This window comes from Arthrobacter sp. FW306-1B-G06A (assembly GCF_058781765.1).
Genome location: NZ_JBYSXB010000038.1, coordinates 33,905 through 49,391 on the forward strand (window position 1 = coordinate 33,905; position 15,487 = coordinate 49,391).

Sequence of the window (15,487 nt, forward strand, 5' to 3'; positions counted from 1 at the left end):
TTTTCACTAAGGAGAATCAAGAATGAGCAGTGACAAAGAAGCACCGAAAGGCGCACTCGAAGTCGTCGATACCATTATCGTTGGAGCAGGCTTCGCCGGCCTCGGGATGGGCACGAAACTTCAGCGTAAGGGGCATGGGAACTTTCTGATCCTTGAGCGTGCCGAGGATGTTGGAGGGACATGGCGCGATAATCGCTATCCCGGAGCCGCGTGCGACGTTCCCTCCCACCTCTACTCCTTTTCCTTCAGGAAAAATCCAAACTGGTCGAGGGCGTTCTCGCCTCAAAGCGAGATTCTTGACTACCTTCGCGCCACCGCCAGGGAGGAGGGGCTGCTGCCGCATATTCGCTTTGGCGCCGAACTGTTGGACGCCCGGTGGGACGAGAACTCCAAAAGGTGGATCATCCGGACACAACGAGGGACCTTCGCCAGCAAGGTATTGATTACCGCTACCGGCCACCTTTCTGACCTAAAAATGCCGGAGATTAGGGGATTGGACGCTTTCGAAGGTGAGCTCTTCCACTCGGCAGATTGGGACGACAATGTGAAGCTCGACGGAAAGCGCATCGGAGTTGTAGGATCGGGAGCCTCTGCCATCCAGATTGTCCCGGAACTGGCAAAGGCCGCCAAGGAACTGGTGGTGTTTCAGCGAAGTGCCCCTTACATCACGCCCCGGCACGACCGTGCATACTCAGAAGTCGAGAAGAGTACCTTCGCAAAGCTTCCCTCGAAAATGGACGAGCTTCGATCGGAGTTCTTCTGGGCAAATGAAGCTCGCTTTGTGGAACGCCAGGCAGTTCCCGCGCTCTTGGATCAGGTCGCTACGATCGCCCTCGACCACATGCACGCACAAGTTCAAGATCCCGAGCTGCGGGCAAAGCTCACGCCTAACTACAAGATCGGTTGCAAGCGCATCCTGAAGTCCAACGATTTCTACCCTGCCCTGACTCGGGAGAACGTCCATCTGGACGTCACGCGCATTGAACAAGTCGACCGAAACGGTGTCCTGCTGGTAGACGGTTCCCGACACGATCTTGATGTGCTCGTCATGGCCACTGGGTTCGAGGCGAGCGATCTCCCCATCTCATACCGCGTCACAGGACGAGACGGAATTATCCTGGCAGATCAGTGGAAGACAGGGATGCAGGCATATGCCACGACTGCCGTACACAATTTCCCTAACCTCTTCATCATGAACGGTCCGAATTCAGGACTAGGCCATAATTCCGTGGTCTACATCATTGAGGCTCAGATCGACTACATAATCGGAGGCCTTCAGCAAATGGAAACTGCTTCTCTCGCCACGCTTGAGGTGTCGGCCTCGGCGGAAGAGGAATACATCCGGCGAGTGGAGGAGCGCAGCGAGGGAACCATCTGGCTGACGGGCGGGTGCCACAACTGGTATGTTGACCCGCGGAACGGACGTTTAACGACCCTCTGGCCCGACTTCGCCCACACTTTCCGCGAGGAGAATGGCGTGTTCGATCCCAAAGCCTATCTCACGGAACTCGAGCCGCGAGAGCCGGAGCTCGCTGGCAGCGAGATGGGAAGGTAAGCGCCGATGAAGATCTCCGGAGCCGTTCTGGAGCAGATCGGCGCCCCCAGCCCGTACCAAAAAAGTCGCCCGATCACGATTTCCGACCTGGATTTGGACCCTCCCGGTGCCGATGAAGTCTTAGTGCAAATTGAGGCCGCTGGACTGTGCCATTCCGACCTGTCAGTCGTGAACGGAAGCCGCAAACGGCCCGTGCCGATGCTTCTAGGACACGAGGCTGCCGGTCGCGTCATGGGCCTGGGCGAAAACGTCCATGACCTGCGCAGCGGCCAACGGGTTGTCATGACATTCCTACCGCGCTGTGGAAGGTGCAACGCCTGCGCCACGGATGGGCAGGTCCCGTGCTCGGTTGGCAGTGCAAGCAACGAGAAAGGGATCCTGCTCAGCGGTGCAGGACGCCTGCATCGTGGCGAAGAAGTTGTCCGGCACCATCTCGGTGTATCAGCCTTCGCCACTCATGCTGTGGTGCACAGAAATTCGCTCGTTCCAATTGCGGACGATGTTCCGGCGGACGTGGCCGCCGTCCTCGGATGCGCAGTCCTTACGGGCGGAGGCGCGGTGCTGAATGCTGCTAGACCAATGCCTGGCGACAGCATCATGGTGGTAGGGCTGGGCGGAGTGGGGATGGCCTCACTGATCACCGCGGCCTCGCTTTCTGATGTGACCGTGATTGGAGTCGACGTCTCGAAGGACAAACTCCAAGTCGCACGGGAACTCGGAGCTTCCAACACGTACACGCCAACTGAGGTCTTGGAGAAAGGAATCACCGCCACGCACACCGTCGAAGCTGCAGGCAGCGCCCGTGCTTTCGAGATGGCCTTTGCCGCAACTGCTCCAGGAGGTCGGACGGTGACGGTTGGACTTCCCTCACCAGAAGCTCGCATCGATATCTCTCCACTGACCATCACTGCACAAGCCCGAACCATCGTAGGTAGTTATCTTGGGTCCGCGGTTCCGGAAAGGGACATCCCGCGCTATGCCGAACTTTGGCGCCAAGGGGTACTGCCGGTCGAGAGACTTATTTCGGGTTACATAGACCTGGGGGACATCAACGAGGGCATGGACGCCCTGGCCAATGCCACCGCTTTGCGCCAGGTTGTCCGCTTCGACTGACCCAACGCGATCCGGTAGAAGCCACAGACGACGAAGTCGCGGAGTGGGAGGGGCACTTCCTCCCGCTCAGGGTTTGGCGGGATCAACAACCCAAGGACAGCCGATCGTCGGGCCTTATCCTAAGGACGGTCCGATCGTGGTCAATCAGCGGGGCCCTAGCAGAGCAGGTTCGGAAGGCTCCTAGCCGAAGTCGACGACGTAGGGGCTTTGCTGGAAGCCCGTGCTTTCGGTAAAGCCTTCGAAGTAGAGGTGACAATTCTCCCATGGATCACGTGGTTGAATGATAGTTCGCTCCATTAGGGGCCTTCCACCCAGAAAGGTTAGAAGATGGCTCGTTCTGAGGCGCCCTTGTCCCTGCGGGAACGGGAGAAACAGAACAAGAAGAGAAGGATTCGGCTGGCAGCCGAGGAACTCTTCAGCGAGAAACCCTTCGCGGAGGTGACAACCAAGGAGTTGGCCGAACGGGCTGAAATAGGCGAAGCCACGCTTTTTCGTTACATGTCCAGCAAGATCGACCTCCTCCTTGCGGTCTATGGGGAGAAGATGGAGACGATTGTGGGGTCAATCGAAGCCAATGATGCTCAGCTTGCCTCGATTCAGGACAGACAGGATCCCTCCTCTTACTTCGAACGCATATACGCCATCTATCAAGCACGATGCCAGTTTTACCGTGAAGATCCCCAGAACGCCGCACTCTACCTCAGTGAGGCGTTCCATGCCGGAAGTTCTTTCGCTGCCAGTTCCATCGCTCTAGGTGATCGGGTGATCCGGCTGGCCACTTCGGTTCTGCAAGAGGGGCAAGATGCGCAAGTGCTCTTCAAAGGCGTTGATGCAAGACTTGTCGCCCAGAACTGCCACGGAATCTACCTACATGAGATCGATAGGACGCCGGTCCGAGGGTTCTCGGTGGAGTCGATATGGGACAGGGTTCAAGTAAGGTTGGCGGTCCAGCTCGAACCGCTCAGGCGGCCCTGCCCCTAGCCCAAGGTCTTTGCCGAAAAGGTGGGTTCCACAGGTGAAGCGCCCGGACTAGGTTGCTCGTTAGAACTGTCCGTGCTGAAGACTGTCGATTGCCAAGGAATTCCTGACGTTTTTCCCAGGGAATTCCCCCGTACCTGATGCAATGTTTTGGGGTCGGGGCGACTCTGAGGTGTAGCTGGTGAAAGTCCGCATCGGGAACAGAAGTAACGCGTAACGACTTTCTTACCGACCGTGCTGGGGCATGTGTCCCGACCGGGACCCTCTGGGAGGACCCGCTCCACGCGGCCAAACACGTGCTGCATCCCCGGCCCGCAGCGCTTGTCCGTGCAACGCATCAATTCTCACCTCTCAGCTCGCTATCGGGCCGGGCCACACCGGACAACTCTGATGGCGGCAGGCGGAAACTTCGACGGATTACGCTCCCCGAGCGCCTTCGCCAGACTCTGCAGCGTCGCTGCGCTCCTGTGTCAATGGCCATTGATTTCTGCCCATAGGGGGCCAGCTGATGTGCCCGCTGGTGGCCAGTAAAACTGCCGGGTGATGGCCAACAGATCTGCCCACTGATTGGTTCGGCGGGGTTGGCCATCGTCGGGTTTTGTTAGTTCAGTTGGGTGACTCCTTTTCCGGCGAGGGCCTGTGTGAGGCGGATGGAGTCGCCGCTGGTCTGGCAGACGTGGGCGTGGTGCAGGAGCCGGTCCACGGTGGCCGTGGCGAGGGTTTTGGGCATGAGTTCGTCGAAGCCGGCCGGGTGCAGGTTCGAGCTGATCGCGACGGAGCGTTTTTCGTAGGCTGCGTCCACGACCCGGTAGAGGCCTTCGGCTGCGTCGGTGGCCACCGGCAGGAGCCCGATGTCATCGATGACCACGAGCTCAGCGCGCAGGATCCTGGTCACGGCGCGGGTGACGCTGTCGTCGGTGCGGTGGGCGCGGATCAGGGCGCCGAGGTCTTCGAGCCGGAACCAGGCAACGCGCATTCCGGCTTCGACGGCTTGCTGGCCGAGGGCTTCGAGGAAGAAGGTTTTCCCGGTGCCGGAGGGTCCGCAGACGACGAGGTTTTCCCTGCGGGTGATCCATTCCAGGGTGCGCAGTGCCTGTTGGGTCGGGGCGGGGATGGAGGAGACTGTCGGGTCCCAGGCGTCGAAGGTTTTGCCTGTGGGGAAGCCTGCTGCTTTGCGGCGGGTGGCGAGCATGGACCGGGCCCGGCCGGCGGCTTCTTCGGTGAAGAGGGCTTTGATGATTTCGGCCGGTTCCCAGCGTTGGGCGCGTGCGGTGGCGATTAGTTCCGGGGCGAGGGCGCGGGCGTGGGGCATTTTCAGTTGCCGCATCAGAGTTTCCAGTTCCGTCGGCAGGGCCGGGGCGGCGGTGTTGGTGGTGGTGACCGGGCTCATCGGTTCTGCTCCTTCACATTCGTTGCGGCTCCGGTATTCAAAGACATGGTGCCCAGCCCGGCCCACGCGCCGGTGCCCTGGGTTAGGGAGCGTGCTTCGTCCGCAGCATGGGTGGTGGTCCGTCTGATGTTGGCGTTCAGGATCGAGGCCAGGTCGCCGTGGGCGAACCGGCCATGCAGTGCTGCGTCGCCCAGGGCCCGGTCCACCGCGGCGGTTCCGGCGATTTTGGCCAGGGTCACGGCCTCGGCCATCTTCACGTTCATCCGCCCCGTCCCGGCAGCGGCCGCTTCCACCAGCCAGGTCGCGGCTCCGTTGCCGATGGCCAGGAACTCTGCCTCGTCAGCGGTGCGGGCCCTGGGCTCGTAGTCGCCAGGGACCTTTGCCCGGGTTCCGGGGAAGTGTTCATCATGGATAGCCGGGCTGCCGGGCCGCGCCCGCCCATGCCGGGCGACTTCGACAGGGCCGCCGGGGCCGTGGTGGATGATGATGATCTGCTCGTCGGGTCCGGTGCCGTGGGTCCGGACGAACACCCGGGCTCCGAGTAGGTGAGCCGGGACGGAATACTGGGCGTTCTCGAACGTCACCATCGGGGTGTTCTCCGGAACGGTCCGGGCGAGCCCGAACGCGACCGTGTGCGCGGTATCCGGGATCCGGTGCAGCCGGGGTGCTTCCTCGGCCAGCACGGCGGCGGGCTTGCGCCGGATGATACGGTGCTCACGGTTGTTCACCTCGTCCATGAAGGCCCCGCAGGCCGCCTCCAACTCGGCGAAGGAGGCATATTCGCCCCGCAGGTTGGTGTCCGTGGGCACGAGGTCGGCCTTGGCCAGTTTCACTGAGGCTTCCACTCCGCCTTTGGTGGCGGGGTCCGCGGGCTGGCAGGTCAGCACGGTGACGCCGTAGTGGCGGGCGAAGTCCAGCGTCTGCTGGTTTCGCACCGGCACCCCGGCAACATGGGCGGTGGTGACAGTCTTCTCGTTGTCCGTCAGGACGTAGGTCGGTGCCCCGCCTAGGATCCTGAAGCACCGGTCCAGGGCCGCGAACACGCTCGGCGCGGTCCGGTCCCGCAGTGGGATCACGATCCTGAACCTGGAGAACGCCAGCCAGGCGACGAACAGGATGGTCTTCACCCCGTTGATGCGCGGTCCGTCGCCGAAGTCGTACTGCAGCCACATCCCCGGCTCGGTAATCCAGGGCCGGTGGACGCGGGTATGTCCCAGCCGCCAGGCGGCCTTGACTTGGGCGATTGCCCGGCGGGTGGACCGCTCCGAACCCGTATAGCCCAGGGCGAGCAGTTTCTCGTGCGCTTTGTCGGCGCGGATCCGGCCCTTGGACGACTCAACCCATTCCTCGATCTTGGGCAGGAACGCGTCAGTGACACGGTCTCGGGGTGCTGGCTCGGCGATGGGCCGGCCGGCGTCCCGGGCCGCAACATGTCTGGCCACGGTGTGGTGGGAACAGCCGGTCAGTTCCGCCGTGGCACGCAACGATCCGGTCAGATCGTAGGCAGCAAGAATTTCCATGATTTCTCCGTCAGACTTCATACAGGGCCTCTTCCTGGGACGACATTTGGTGCGACTAGACACCGTCATCAAATCCCGGGGAGAGGCCCCTGCCGCTTAAGACGCGGCAAGTTCAGTAAGGAAGTGGGCAGATCTCATGGCCACCGGTGGGCAGTTCTACTGGCCATCAGTGGGCATTTACGTGGCCGCCTACGGGCAGTTTTTCATGGCCGCCAACACTCCTGGTGCCTTCTGACAGGACACGAGATTTGCCTGCACCGCGGCGGAACCGCCACGAAGTCAGAAGGCAGCAGCGGGCCCGGTTCGACAGGAAACGAACTCTAGGTTCTCCGGAACGTTCGAAATGCGCGAATTCAGCAAGCTGTGTGAAGTCGAACGATGTTGGTCACACAGTTTGTGGGTCGCCTAAGCCGTGCGTACGGAGAAGACTTGGTAAGCGCAAGGCAAGGGAGAGACGCTCTGGTGTGCGTGACAATTCGAATTCGAGAAGATTCGTGAAGATTCGTGAATTCGGTGTATCTGACTGTGTTTTCGGCAGACAGATTTCCGAAATATGGGCAGAGAGAGAAATGTTGTCAAAATCGCACACGCCATGGGTGGGCACGCTGAAAAACCCCGAAACTGCGCCTCCCCCGCATTCGTGGCTCAGCCCGAAGCTGACCGTGATCGTCAACTGTTTCCCTGACCGCCTGGTGCCAGGCCGCGGGTTCAGCCGAGGGGCAGTGAGAATTCTTGGCCGTATCTACCTTCCCGTGACCGGCGCAATCAAAGCGCCCGGTAGTCTCCCAATGGGCGTTCATGTCTGAGACACATCCGATGGCTGTGGGACTCTTGGGTGCGGGAATGACCGGCAGCGGGTGGGCCGCGCGCTTCCTTCTCAACGGAGTGGATGTGCGCTTGTATGACCCCGACAGTGAGGCGGTTGATCGCTTGCGCCAGACGGTCGCCGATGCGCGCCGGGCATATCAACGCTTAACGCTGTTTTCACTGCCCGCCGAGGGGGCGTTATCGGTCGTTGACTCGGTCGCCGAAGCGGTGCGCGATGTGGAGCTCGTACACGAATCCGCACCCCAGCATCTGGAGTTGAAGCAGCAGTTGCTCGCAGAGGCAAGCCAAACGGCGGCGGTCGGTACAATCATTTGCTCCTCAACCTCGCATTTTCGGCCGTCGCTTCTGCAGTCAAGCATGGAGCACCCCGAGCGCTTCCTCATCGCGCAACCGGCCCAACCCGTGTATTTGCTCCCTCTAGTTGAATTGTGCGCCGGAGAAGGCACGTCGCCCGACGCTCTTGTCCGAACAGCGGATTACCTCCGGGCGGTGGGAATGCACCCGACCGTGGTGCGTAAGGACTTGGATGGGCTCATCGCGAATCGGCTGCGCGACGTGATCTCGCGCGAAGCGGAGTCGCTAATTCATAACAACCTCGCGACGAGTGAGGAAATTGACGATGCCATCCGCTACTCCTTGGGGCTGCACCAGATAGATGCTAGTGAGCCTAGCGAGAAACGCGACGACCGTCTTGTGGCACTCCTGCAGAGCCTTCGTTCACAGCACTACGGCCCAGGGGAGACCGTCGCGCGGTGGGAACAGGGGTTGCGTGCTCGCACTTCCCAACCGGTCCAAGATTCCGGACCTGTGCGAACGGTCGGAGAAATACCACCCAACTGGATCGACAGCAACGGTCACGCTACCGAGAGCACCTATCTTTTGCTCTGCAGCAATGCCATAGGCACTCTCGTACGTCGTATTGGCATGACTGGGGAGTACTTGCAAAAGCAGGGCACCTACTACACGGTGGAGTCACATCTTTCGCACCTCGGTGAGTTGGACGTCGGTGACCGCGTCGAGGTGCGCACGCAAATTCTCGGCGCCGATGAGAAGCGCCTGCACTTGTTTCACGTAATTACCCGCGATGGCGACAAAGCCCCGTCGGCCGTGGGTGAACAGATGCTTATCCACGTGGACTCGGCCACCAGGCGAAGCTCACCGGTAGAAGACCCTGTACAAGGACAACTGCAGGAATTGGCGCTCTTGCACGCGAAATTGCCTCAACCGGAGCGCGCTGGCGCAAGCATCCGGATGCGCCGACCAAAAGAACGCGCCAACTCATTGCCGGAAGGCGGAACGAAAGGATGAAGATGAAGCTGCTTTCAGAGGCATTCATCACCTGTGCGATAACTGGGGGTAGCCCGGCGAGGAAGCCCAATGTCCCGGTCACACCTAAACAAATCGCCGACTCGGCCATTGAAGCGGCACAGGCTGGTGCCGCCGCTGTACACATTCATGTGCGCGATCCCGAGACCACAGACGGCTCGCGCGACCCGGCCCTCTATCGCGAGGTGGTGGAGCGCATTCGAGCATCGAATGTGGATGTGGTAATTAACCTGACAGGTGGCATGGGATGCACGGTCGTATTGGGCGGTGGGGAAACACCACTTCCGGCTACAGCTGCATCGACCGTCGTGGGACCCATCGAGCGGCTCGTTCACGTCGCAGAGCTGCGCCCTGAGATCTGCTCACTGGATTGCGGGTCCCTCAACATTGGGGGCGAGACTGTCATGGTCCACACCGAAGGGATGGTGCGAGCGATGGCTGAACACGTCCGAGAACTCGGCGTGCGTCCCGAGCTCGAGGTGTTCGACATCGGTCAGCTTGAGATCGTTCATGATTTGATCAAGCAAGGACTCCTTGACGACGACCCGCTGATCCAGCTGTGCATGGGGATTCCCCACGGTGCGCCGGCCGATCTACTTACATTGATGGCGATGGTGCACCAACTGCCACCTCGGGCTGTCTACTCCGCCTTCTCAATCGGGCGAATGCAGTTCCCCTTCGCGGCGTTGGCCCCTTTGGCTGGTGCGAACGTACGGGTAGGACTGGAGGACAACCTATACCTTTCCCGAGGCCGTTTGGCGACCAACGCGGAACTCGTGCAGCGGGCGGGCCAGCTTCTCGAACACATGGGCGTGCGAGTCATGGGCCCCGATGAGATGCGGGAAAAGCTTCGACTGAAAGCCCAGGGCTGACAATGGGATTTCAGTGTGATCGGTGGAAGCCCAATGTCTAAAAGTTCAACACCGGCCCCTCAGAAGATGCCGGAAGCGATTGGGCTACTCGGCGGAGGTGTCATCGGCGGTGGGTGGGCCGCCCGATTCATCCTCAACGGCGTCGACGTTCGCCTTTATGACCCAGCACCCGACGCCGTCGAGCGCGTGCAGCAAAGCCTTGAGAGGGCACGGCGCGCCTTTGAACAGCTAACAAGCGTTGTGCTGCCAAGGGAGGGTTCCCTGACAGTAGTGCATTCGGTCGCGGAGGCGGTGCGCGGCGTGGAACTTGTGCAGGAAAACACCCCTGAGCGCCTGGAACTCAAACAGCAGGTTCTCGCGGAAGCCTGCCGGGGGGCGGCACCCGAAACATTGATCTGCTCCTCGACCTCGGGTTTCCGGCCGTCGCTCCTGCAAGCTGATATGCCCCGGCCCCAGCGGTTCGTTGTCTCTCACCCGTTCCATCCGGTGTACTTACTTCCCCTCGTTGAACTGTGTGCCGGCGAGCGAACGGAGCCCGATACAGTCGAGCGGGCGTCTGATATCTATCGGGCTGTGGGGATGCACCCGCTAGTGGTGCGCAACGAGATCCACGGCTTCATAGCGAACCGGTTGCAGACGGCGGCATGGCGCGAGGCGCTGTGGCTGGTGCACGATGGGATTGCGAGCGTGGATGAGATAGATGACGCGGTCCGCTACTCCTTCGGATTACGCCTGCCGGTCCTGGGGCCCATGATGACTTACTTCGCCGGTGGCGGCGAGACCAATATGCGCGCCTTCATGAAGAAGTGGGGGCCCGGGAACAAAGATTCTTCCAAGCTCGAAGCTATACCCGAGTACACAGACGCCTTCGTCAACATGCTCGCTGACCAGGCAGAAGCGCAGGCGTCGGCCGAGAACATGACTGTATCCCAGTACCAAGAGATACTCGACGAGGGTGTCGTGGCGGTACTGCAAGGTTTGAGATCCCACGCCTTTGGTCCTGGCGAGACGCTTGCCCGATGGGAGGAGTCGGTACGCAATCGCACATCGGTGACCCTTACCACGCCTAGGGAAACTGAGCTAAGCGGTCCTCCCGGGGGAGTGATTGCGCAGCCCCAAGGCCGAGGCTGAGGAAGGCACGGACTGCACAGTACAGCATGCCCCAGATTGCGGCGTGCTGTACTGTGCAGCGCTCAACCTTCAGTGCTTGAGCCGCTTGGAGCCCGCAGGATCTTGCAGACCTTGATATGTAGGTCCAGCAGCATGGTTGAGCGGCTTATGGCGTTTGAGTTTGCAGGGATGCTCATCCTTTTGCTCCGGAATTAGGTATTGAAGGTGTTGGCGAATTTGTTCCACTGGTGGCTTGAGTTGAACGACCGCGAAGCGGCATCGCGCGGCAGCGACCCTCAAAGCCCAAGTCTCAAGTGAGGAATCCCTGGCGTTCAACGGCAAGGATCTCAAGACATCCACGTTGCCACCTTAGTTGAGACAGGCCATCAGAAGACTGTGATTGCTTGGCACTAAATAGAGATCAAACGAAACGATGTGGACTCCGTGCCCCCCGGAACTGAAGAGAATCATTGCCCTGCGCTCCCGCAACATAATATGAAGCTGGGCGCACTGGGCTCACGAAATTTTCGCCTCCTGGCGATCGGTTTCCTGCTGTCCAACACCGGCTGGTGGATGCTCTTCACCGCGCAGAGCTGGCTTGTCCTCAGCCTAACCAATAGTCCCGCCGATGTGGGTCTTACTGGTGCGTTAGTCTATCTGCCTTCTGTAGTGCTCGGCATGGCCGGCGGGGTCCTTGCCGACCGCTATTCAAAGCACCGGATAGTGCTGTTCTACTACGCCGGATGGGCGACGCTGACGGCTCTTCTCGCCACACTCACCCTTTCGGGCACAGCGCTGCTGTGGCACATACAGCTGATTATGGCGGGCATCGGCATCGTGATGGCAGTCGGTTATCCAGCCTTTCACCCTATGGTCGCCGAGACCGTCAAGCCGGGCCAGCTGCGCAGTGCAGTCAGCTTCATCTCATCCACAGTGCAACTCGCGGCGCTGGCAGGTCCTGCGTCGGCCGGGCTTCTAATTAACGTGGTAGGGCCCGGGGGAACGCTGCTGGTCGCCACACTCTGCTATGTGGTGCCTCTCCTCACGCTAACCCTAATGCGTATGGAGGAGTTGCAGATCCTTCCACCGACACCAGCTGAGCGTGGGCAGGTGCGTGCAGGAGTGCGCTACGCGTTGAGGAGGCCAGATGTGCTGTGGCCGACGATCATGATTGGCCTGTTCGGGATGTTCACCACCAACCTGCCGGTAACACTGGCCGTCTATGCCAAGTCAGTCTTCGAATCAGGCCCTGGCGGGTATGGGGTTCTCACAGCAATCGTGGCCGGCGGCGCGCTGGTTGGAACGATCATTTCCGCCCAGCAATCCCGAACACGTCTCCGTACCCTGGTGTTATTTGGGCTGCTGCTTGCCGCGCTCTACATCGTTGCGGCGTTTGCGCCCAATCAACTCATCCTTTGCGCCCTGTTGCTTGGCATCGGTGCCTTCACTGTGCTCTTGCAGACCTCATGCAACTCGACAGTTCTGTTGGCGGCCCACGGTAGCATCCGCGGACGGGTCATGAGCATCTATGTAACGGTCTGGTTCTGCGGCACAGCAATCGGCGGACCGCTGCTGGGGAACATCGTTCAGCATCTCGGCCCTCAAATAGGAATGCTGATGGCTGGCGTATTGCCCGGAACCGGCACATTGTTGATTGCCGTTGTCCTCGCCACCCGTTTGCGGGGCTCAAGCCGCTCGTCAATCCAGCGGTGGGCCGCTTCCCCCCAACAACCTTTAGCTGGATGGGACGAATCCGCTAAGCCGCCTCGCGGAAGGCTGGCTGCCGACCCATGGGTAGGTCTGTATTTTGAGACAGAAACCGAACGACATCCCACGCCGCCTTTCACGGCGAGCCCGCCCCTTTAGGCGCCGACACGTCAGAAGAGACAGACGCCAGAATCCGCAAACTGACAGCTTCGATCCGAAAACCGAACTGGTTGAACTCGTCCTGATCTAACGCCGATAAAATGGACGTTTCGTCGGCCTGTGCCGGGGGAGAGGCCGCCAATGGCGCATCGTTCCTGGAGGAGTTAGGCTAGCGCGGCTTGTAGACGTCGGACCGGTGTTCGATGCGGTGGACGTACAGGGTGTGTTCTTGGATGTCGAGGGTGAACAGCACCCTGTAGTCGCCGCGCCGGGCGGTGCGGAGTCCGAGGAGTTCGTTCGTGAGGGGTTTGCTCAGTCGGTGGGGGTTCTCGGCGAGTGCGCCGGTGACGAATTCGACGATCGCGGTTGCTGCTTTCTTCGGTAGCCGCCGGAAACCCTTCAGTGCCGGGTTGGTGACCTCAATGTTCCATGGTGAGGGGCCGGTGGATTCTGCGCCGGTCACCGCGGTCGCAGACCGAATTCACGGCGGAGGTCTGCGCTGCTGGTCGTGTTGCCGCCGGCGATGTCGCGCCGGGCCTGGTCCAAGTCTTCGCGGATGCCCGGCTGGGAGAGCCAGTGGATGGTTTCCTGCAGGGATTCCAGGTCGTCGGCGGACATCAGCACCGCTGACGGGTGTCCGTGCCGGGTGATCTGGATGATCTCGTGCGTCGTGTCTGCTTCCTCCACGAGGGCGGACAGCTTGTCCTTGGCTTCGCTGAGCGGTACCGTTCTCATGAAGGAAATTATAGCCTTATATCAGGCCATCAACTAGCCTGACTTTTAGCCGATAATGGACGTTTCGTCAGTCTGAAGCTAGCCGGCATTCACCCAAATGCCCCACAGCCCGGAGCCGGGGCCGATCAAATAGGCCGCCGGCAACGACGAGGCACCACCACCGGACTACCCCCGGCCACTTTGACAAGGAAGACGGCCCAGGCCGGAACGTCGTCGAACTGAACTTCAATCATTCAAGCAGTGGCGCGGGCTGGCCACCCGCTGCCACAATCTCGCCCTCAGCTAACGTCGCCGTCCTCCGCGCCGTCAGCATCTGACTGACTGCCTTAGTGGACGCTCCCTGGATAAGTCCCGGGCGGCTGCGAAGGCCCGCATGTAGAGCAGATTGCGGTGAGCTTCGGGCGGGGTGCAAGGTGCGGGAAGGTGAAGAGTGTCGGGCCCGCGCGGAAGTGAAGGTATTCAGAAGCGATGGGCTCCTTGAACACTTTGCACAGGGTCGGGCACTGCCCCCGCCTGTTGTGCTGCTGAGGGTCACGGGTCCTGCACCTAGGCCCCGGCAGCCGCGCGGGAGGTTCCGTGACGGTTTACGACACGGCGTGACGCCCGGTGTCCGTGGGTGACCCAGGGCGTAGTCGGGCGTTGATTGGGATCCGTGCGGGTCCGTAGTGTCATGCCATGCCGCCGTTCCGGCGCAGGTGTATCAGTCCGCAGCGCCGCCACAAGTCCTGCATTGTGATCGCACTCCTGCGCACACCTGTCCCACGGGAGGATTCGGCGGCACCGCCCCCGGCCTCGTAACTACGGCCCCAGCCGGCCTCCGCCTCGATCAGAGAAAGACCCCATGGCCAACACCCAGCTCCTCTCGGACGGGCCTGTCCGGCTCGGCGAATCCCTGCGCGCCAAGCGCCGCGTGCTCTCCTCAGCGTTAGTCGGCACCACGATCGAATGGTACGACTTCTATCTCTACGGCACAGCGTCCGCGCTCGTCTTCGCCCATCAGTTCTTCCCCGACGCCTCGCCGATCATGGGCATCCTGGCCTCGTTCGCGACCTACACCGTGGGCTTCGTCGCGCGCCCCCTCGGCGGCATCATCGCCGGGCACCTCGGTGACCGCATCGGCCGCAAGTCGCTGCTCGTCGGCTCGCTTCTGACCATGGGAACCGCATCGGTCCTGATCGGGCTGCTGCCGACCTACTCGGCCGTCGGCCTGCTGGCGGTCGTTGGCCTCGTGGCACTGCGCTTCATCCAGGGCCTCTCGGCCGGGGCCGAGTGGGGCGGTTCGGCGCTGCTCTCTGTCGAGCACGCCCCGGCCTCGCGGCGCGGCCTCTTTGGCTCCTTCACGCAGGCGGGCTCCGCAGCGGGCATGCTCCTGGCGACCACCACGTTCGCCGTTGTCCAAGGCGTGCTGACCCCGGAGCAGTTCCAGGCGTTCGGCTGGCGCATCCCGTTCCTGCTCTCCGCGCTGCTCGTGGCCGTCGGTCTGTGGATCCGGCTCGGCGTCGGGGATGCCGAGGAATTTACGGAGCTGCGCGAGCAGAAACGCGTGGCCGAGCACCCTGTCCGCCGCGTCCTGCGCGAACATCCCCGCGGGATCCTGGTCACCATTGGCCTGCGTCTCGTCCAGCCTGCCCTGTACAGTCTCATCACCGTCTACATGCTGGGCTATCTCAAGGCGCGGCGGGATGACACCGGCTCGGCACTGACAGCGGTCCTGATCGTCTCCGCCGTCGGTATAGTCTCCGGCCCGTTCTGGGGCTGGCTCTCAGATCGGATCGGCCGGCGCCGCATGGCTGTGGCGAGTGCGATCGGGATCGGCGTCTTCATCTGGCCGTTCTTCTGGTTCCTCGACCACGGCTCCCTCGCGCTCTTGCCGCTGGTGCTGCTGCTCGGGATGAACGTTCTCCACGATGCCATCTACGGACCCCAGGCTGCGTGGTTCGCCGAGCAGTTCCCGGTTGACCTGCGCTACAGCGGTGTCTCCTTCGGCTATCAGGTAGGGACGGTCCTTTCCGGCGGCATCACCCCGTTCGTGGCCGCTGCGCTGCTCGAAGCCGGAGGCGGGGAGCCGTGGCTTATCTGCGGGTTCTTCGTCCTCCTCGCAACGCTCTCCACCGTCGCGGCCCTCGCCGCGAAGGATCCCGCCCGCCGGCAGGCTCCTGCCGCCTTCGCCGAATACACCAGCGTGCCCTGAAGC

General features: G+C 61.5%; 12 protein-coding genes and 1 pseudogene. 9 read left to right on the forward strand and 4 right to left on the reverse strand.

What is annotated here, in order from left to right; all coding sequences use genetic code 11:
- Window positions 1-22: 22 nt before the first annotated feature.
- From AC3WJM_RS18025 to AC3WJM_RS18040, 4 genes and pseudogenes are all read left to right on the forward strand, one after another.
- Window positions 23-1,555: a flavin-containing monooxygenase gene (locus AC3WJM_RS18025; protein WP_492272563.1), complete on the forward strand. Its 1,533-nt coding sequence runs from the start codon at window positions 23-25 to the stop codon at window positions 1,553-1,555.
- A gap of 6 nt (window positions 1,556-1,561) precedes the next feature.
- Window positions 1,562-2,038, forward strand: a pseudogene (locus AC3WJM_RS18030) (alcohol dehydrogenase catalytic domain-containing protein); the annotation flags it as partial.
- Window positions 2,039-2,134: 96 nt separating this feature from the next.
- Window positions 2,135-2,668 (forward strand): zinc-binding dehydrogenase, encoded by a 534-nt coding sequence (locus tag AC3WJM_RS18035; protein WP_492272574.1) that lies wholly within the window; start codon window positions 2,135-2,137, stop codon window positions 2,666-2,668.
- Between the two features lie 327 nt (window positions 2,669-2,995).
- A complete protein-coding gene (locus AC3WJM_RS18040; RefSeq protein WP_492272564.1) occupies window positions 2,996-3,649 on the forward strand; it encodes a TetR/AcrR family transcriptional regulator in 654 nt (217 codons plus the stop codon).
- Window positions 3,650-4,247: 598 nt separating this feature from the next.
- Here AC3WJM_RS18040 and istB read toward each other — a convergent pair.
- Both istB and istA read right to left on the reverse strand, forming a co-directional pair.
- Window positions 4,248-5,036: an IS21-like element helper ATPase IstB gene (istB, locus tag AC3WJM_RS18045; RefSeq protein WP_492272565.1), complete on the reverse strand. Its 789-nt coding sequence runs from the start codon at window positions 5,034-5,036 to the stop codon at window positions 4,248-4,250.
- Window positions 5,033-6,577 carry an IS21 family transposase gene (istA, locus tag AC3WJM_RS18050; RefSeq protein ID WP_492272566.1) on the reverse strand — a complete coding sequence of 515 codons (1,545 nt, stop codon included), beginning with the start codon at window positions 6,575-6,577 and terminating at the stop codon, window positions 5,033-5,035. Before istA ends, istB begins: the two co-directional genes overlap by 4 nt.
- A gap of 795 nt (window positions 6,578-7,372) precedes the next feature.
- On the opposite strand from istA, the gene AC3WJM_RS18055 reads away from it, so the two are divergent.
- The 4 genes from AC3WJM_RS18055 to AC3WJM_RS18070 all read left to right on the forward strand — a co-directional run bounded on the left by AC3WJM_RS18055 (window position 7,373) and on the right by AC3WJM_RS18070 (window position 12,558).
- Window positions 7,373-8,692: a 3-hydroxyacyl-CoA dehydrogenase NAD-binding domain-containing protein gene (locus AC3WJM_RS18055; RefSeq protein WP_492272575.1), complete on the forward strand. Its 1,320-nt coding sequence runs from the start codon at window positions 7,373-7,375 to the stop codon at window positions 8,690-8,692.
- Window positions 8,689-9,582: a beta-keto acid cleavage family enzyme gene (locus AC3WJM_RS18060; RefSeq protein WP_492272567.1), complete on the forward strand. Its 894-nt coding sequence runs from the start codon at window positions 8,689-8,691 to the stop codon at window positions 9,580-9,582. Before AC3WJM_RS18055 ends, AC3WJM_RS18060 begins: the two co-directional genes overlap by 4 nt.
- A 33-nt stretch (window positions 9,583-9,615) precedes the next feature.
- The gene (locus AC3WJM_RS18065) at window positions 9,616-10,713 is read left to right on the forward strand and encodes a 3-hydroxyacyl-CoA dehydrogenase NAD-binding domain-containing protein (protein ID WP_492272568.1); all 1,098 of its coding nucleotides are present in this window, start codon (window positions 9,616-9,618) and stop codon (window positions 10,711-10,713) included.
- Between the two features lie 474 nt (window positions 10,714-11,187).
- Entirely contained in the window at window positions 11,188-12,558 is a 1,371-nt protein-coding gene (locus AC3WJM_RS18070; RefSeq protein ID WP_492272569.1) for an MFS transporter, read from the forward strand.
- A 169-nt stretch (window positions 12,559-12,727) separates the two neighbouring features.
- Here the strand turns inward: AC3WJM_RS18070 and AC3WJM_RS18075 are convergent, their stop codons facing one another.
- Together AC3WJM_RS18075 and AC3WJM_RS18080 are read right to left on the reverse strand one after the other, a co-directional pair.
- Window positions 12,728-13,021, reverse strand: coding sequence for a type II toxin-antitoxin system RelE family toxin (locus AC3WJM_RS18075; protein WP_492272570.1), 294 nt, complete (start codon window positions 13,019-13,021; stop codon window positions 12,728-12,730).
- Window positions 13,018-13,293 carry a type II toxin-antitoxin system Phd/YefM family antitoxin gene (locus AC3WJM_RS18080; RefSeq protein WP_492272571.1) on the reverse strand — a complete coding sequence of 92 codons (276 nt, stop codon included), beginning with the start codon at window positions 13,291-13,293 and terminating at the stop codon, window positions 13,018-13,020. Before AC3WJM_RS18080 ends, AC3WJM_RS18075 begins: the two co-directional genes overlap by 4 nt.
- Before the next feature lie 841 nt (window positions 13,294-14,134).
- Here AC3WJM_RS18080 and AC3WJM_RS18085 point away from each other — a divergent pair.
- Entirely contained in the window at window positions 14,135-15,484 is a 1,350-nt protein-coding gene (locus tag AC3WJM_RS18085) for an MFS transporter (RefSeq protein ID WP_492272572.1), read from the forward strand.
- Window positions 15,485-15,487: the final 3 nt, after the last annotated feature.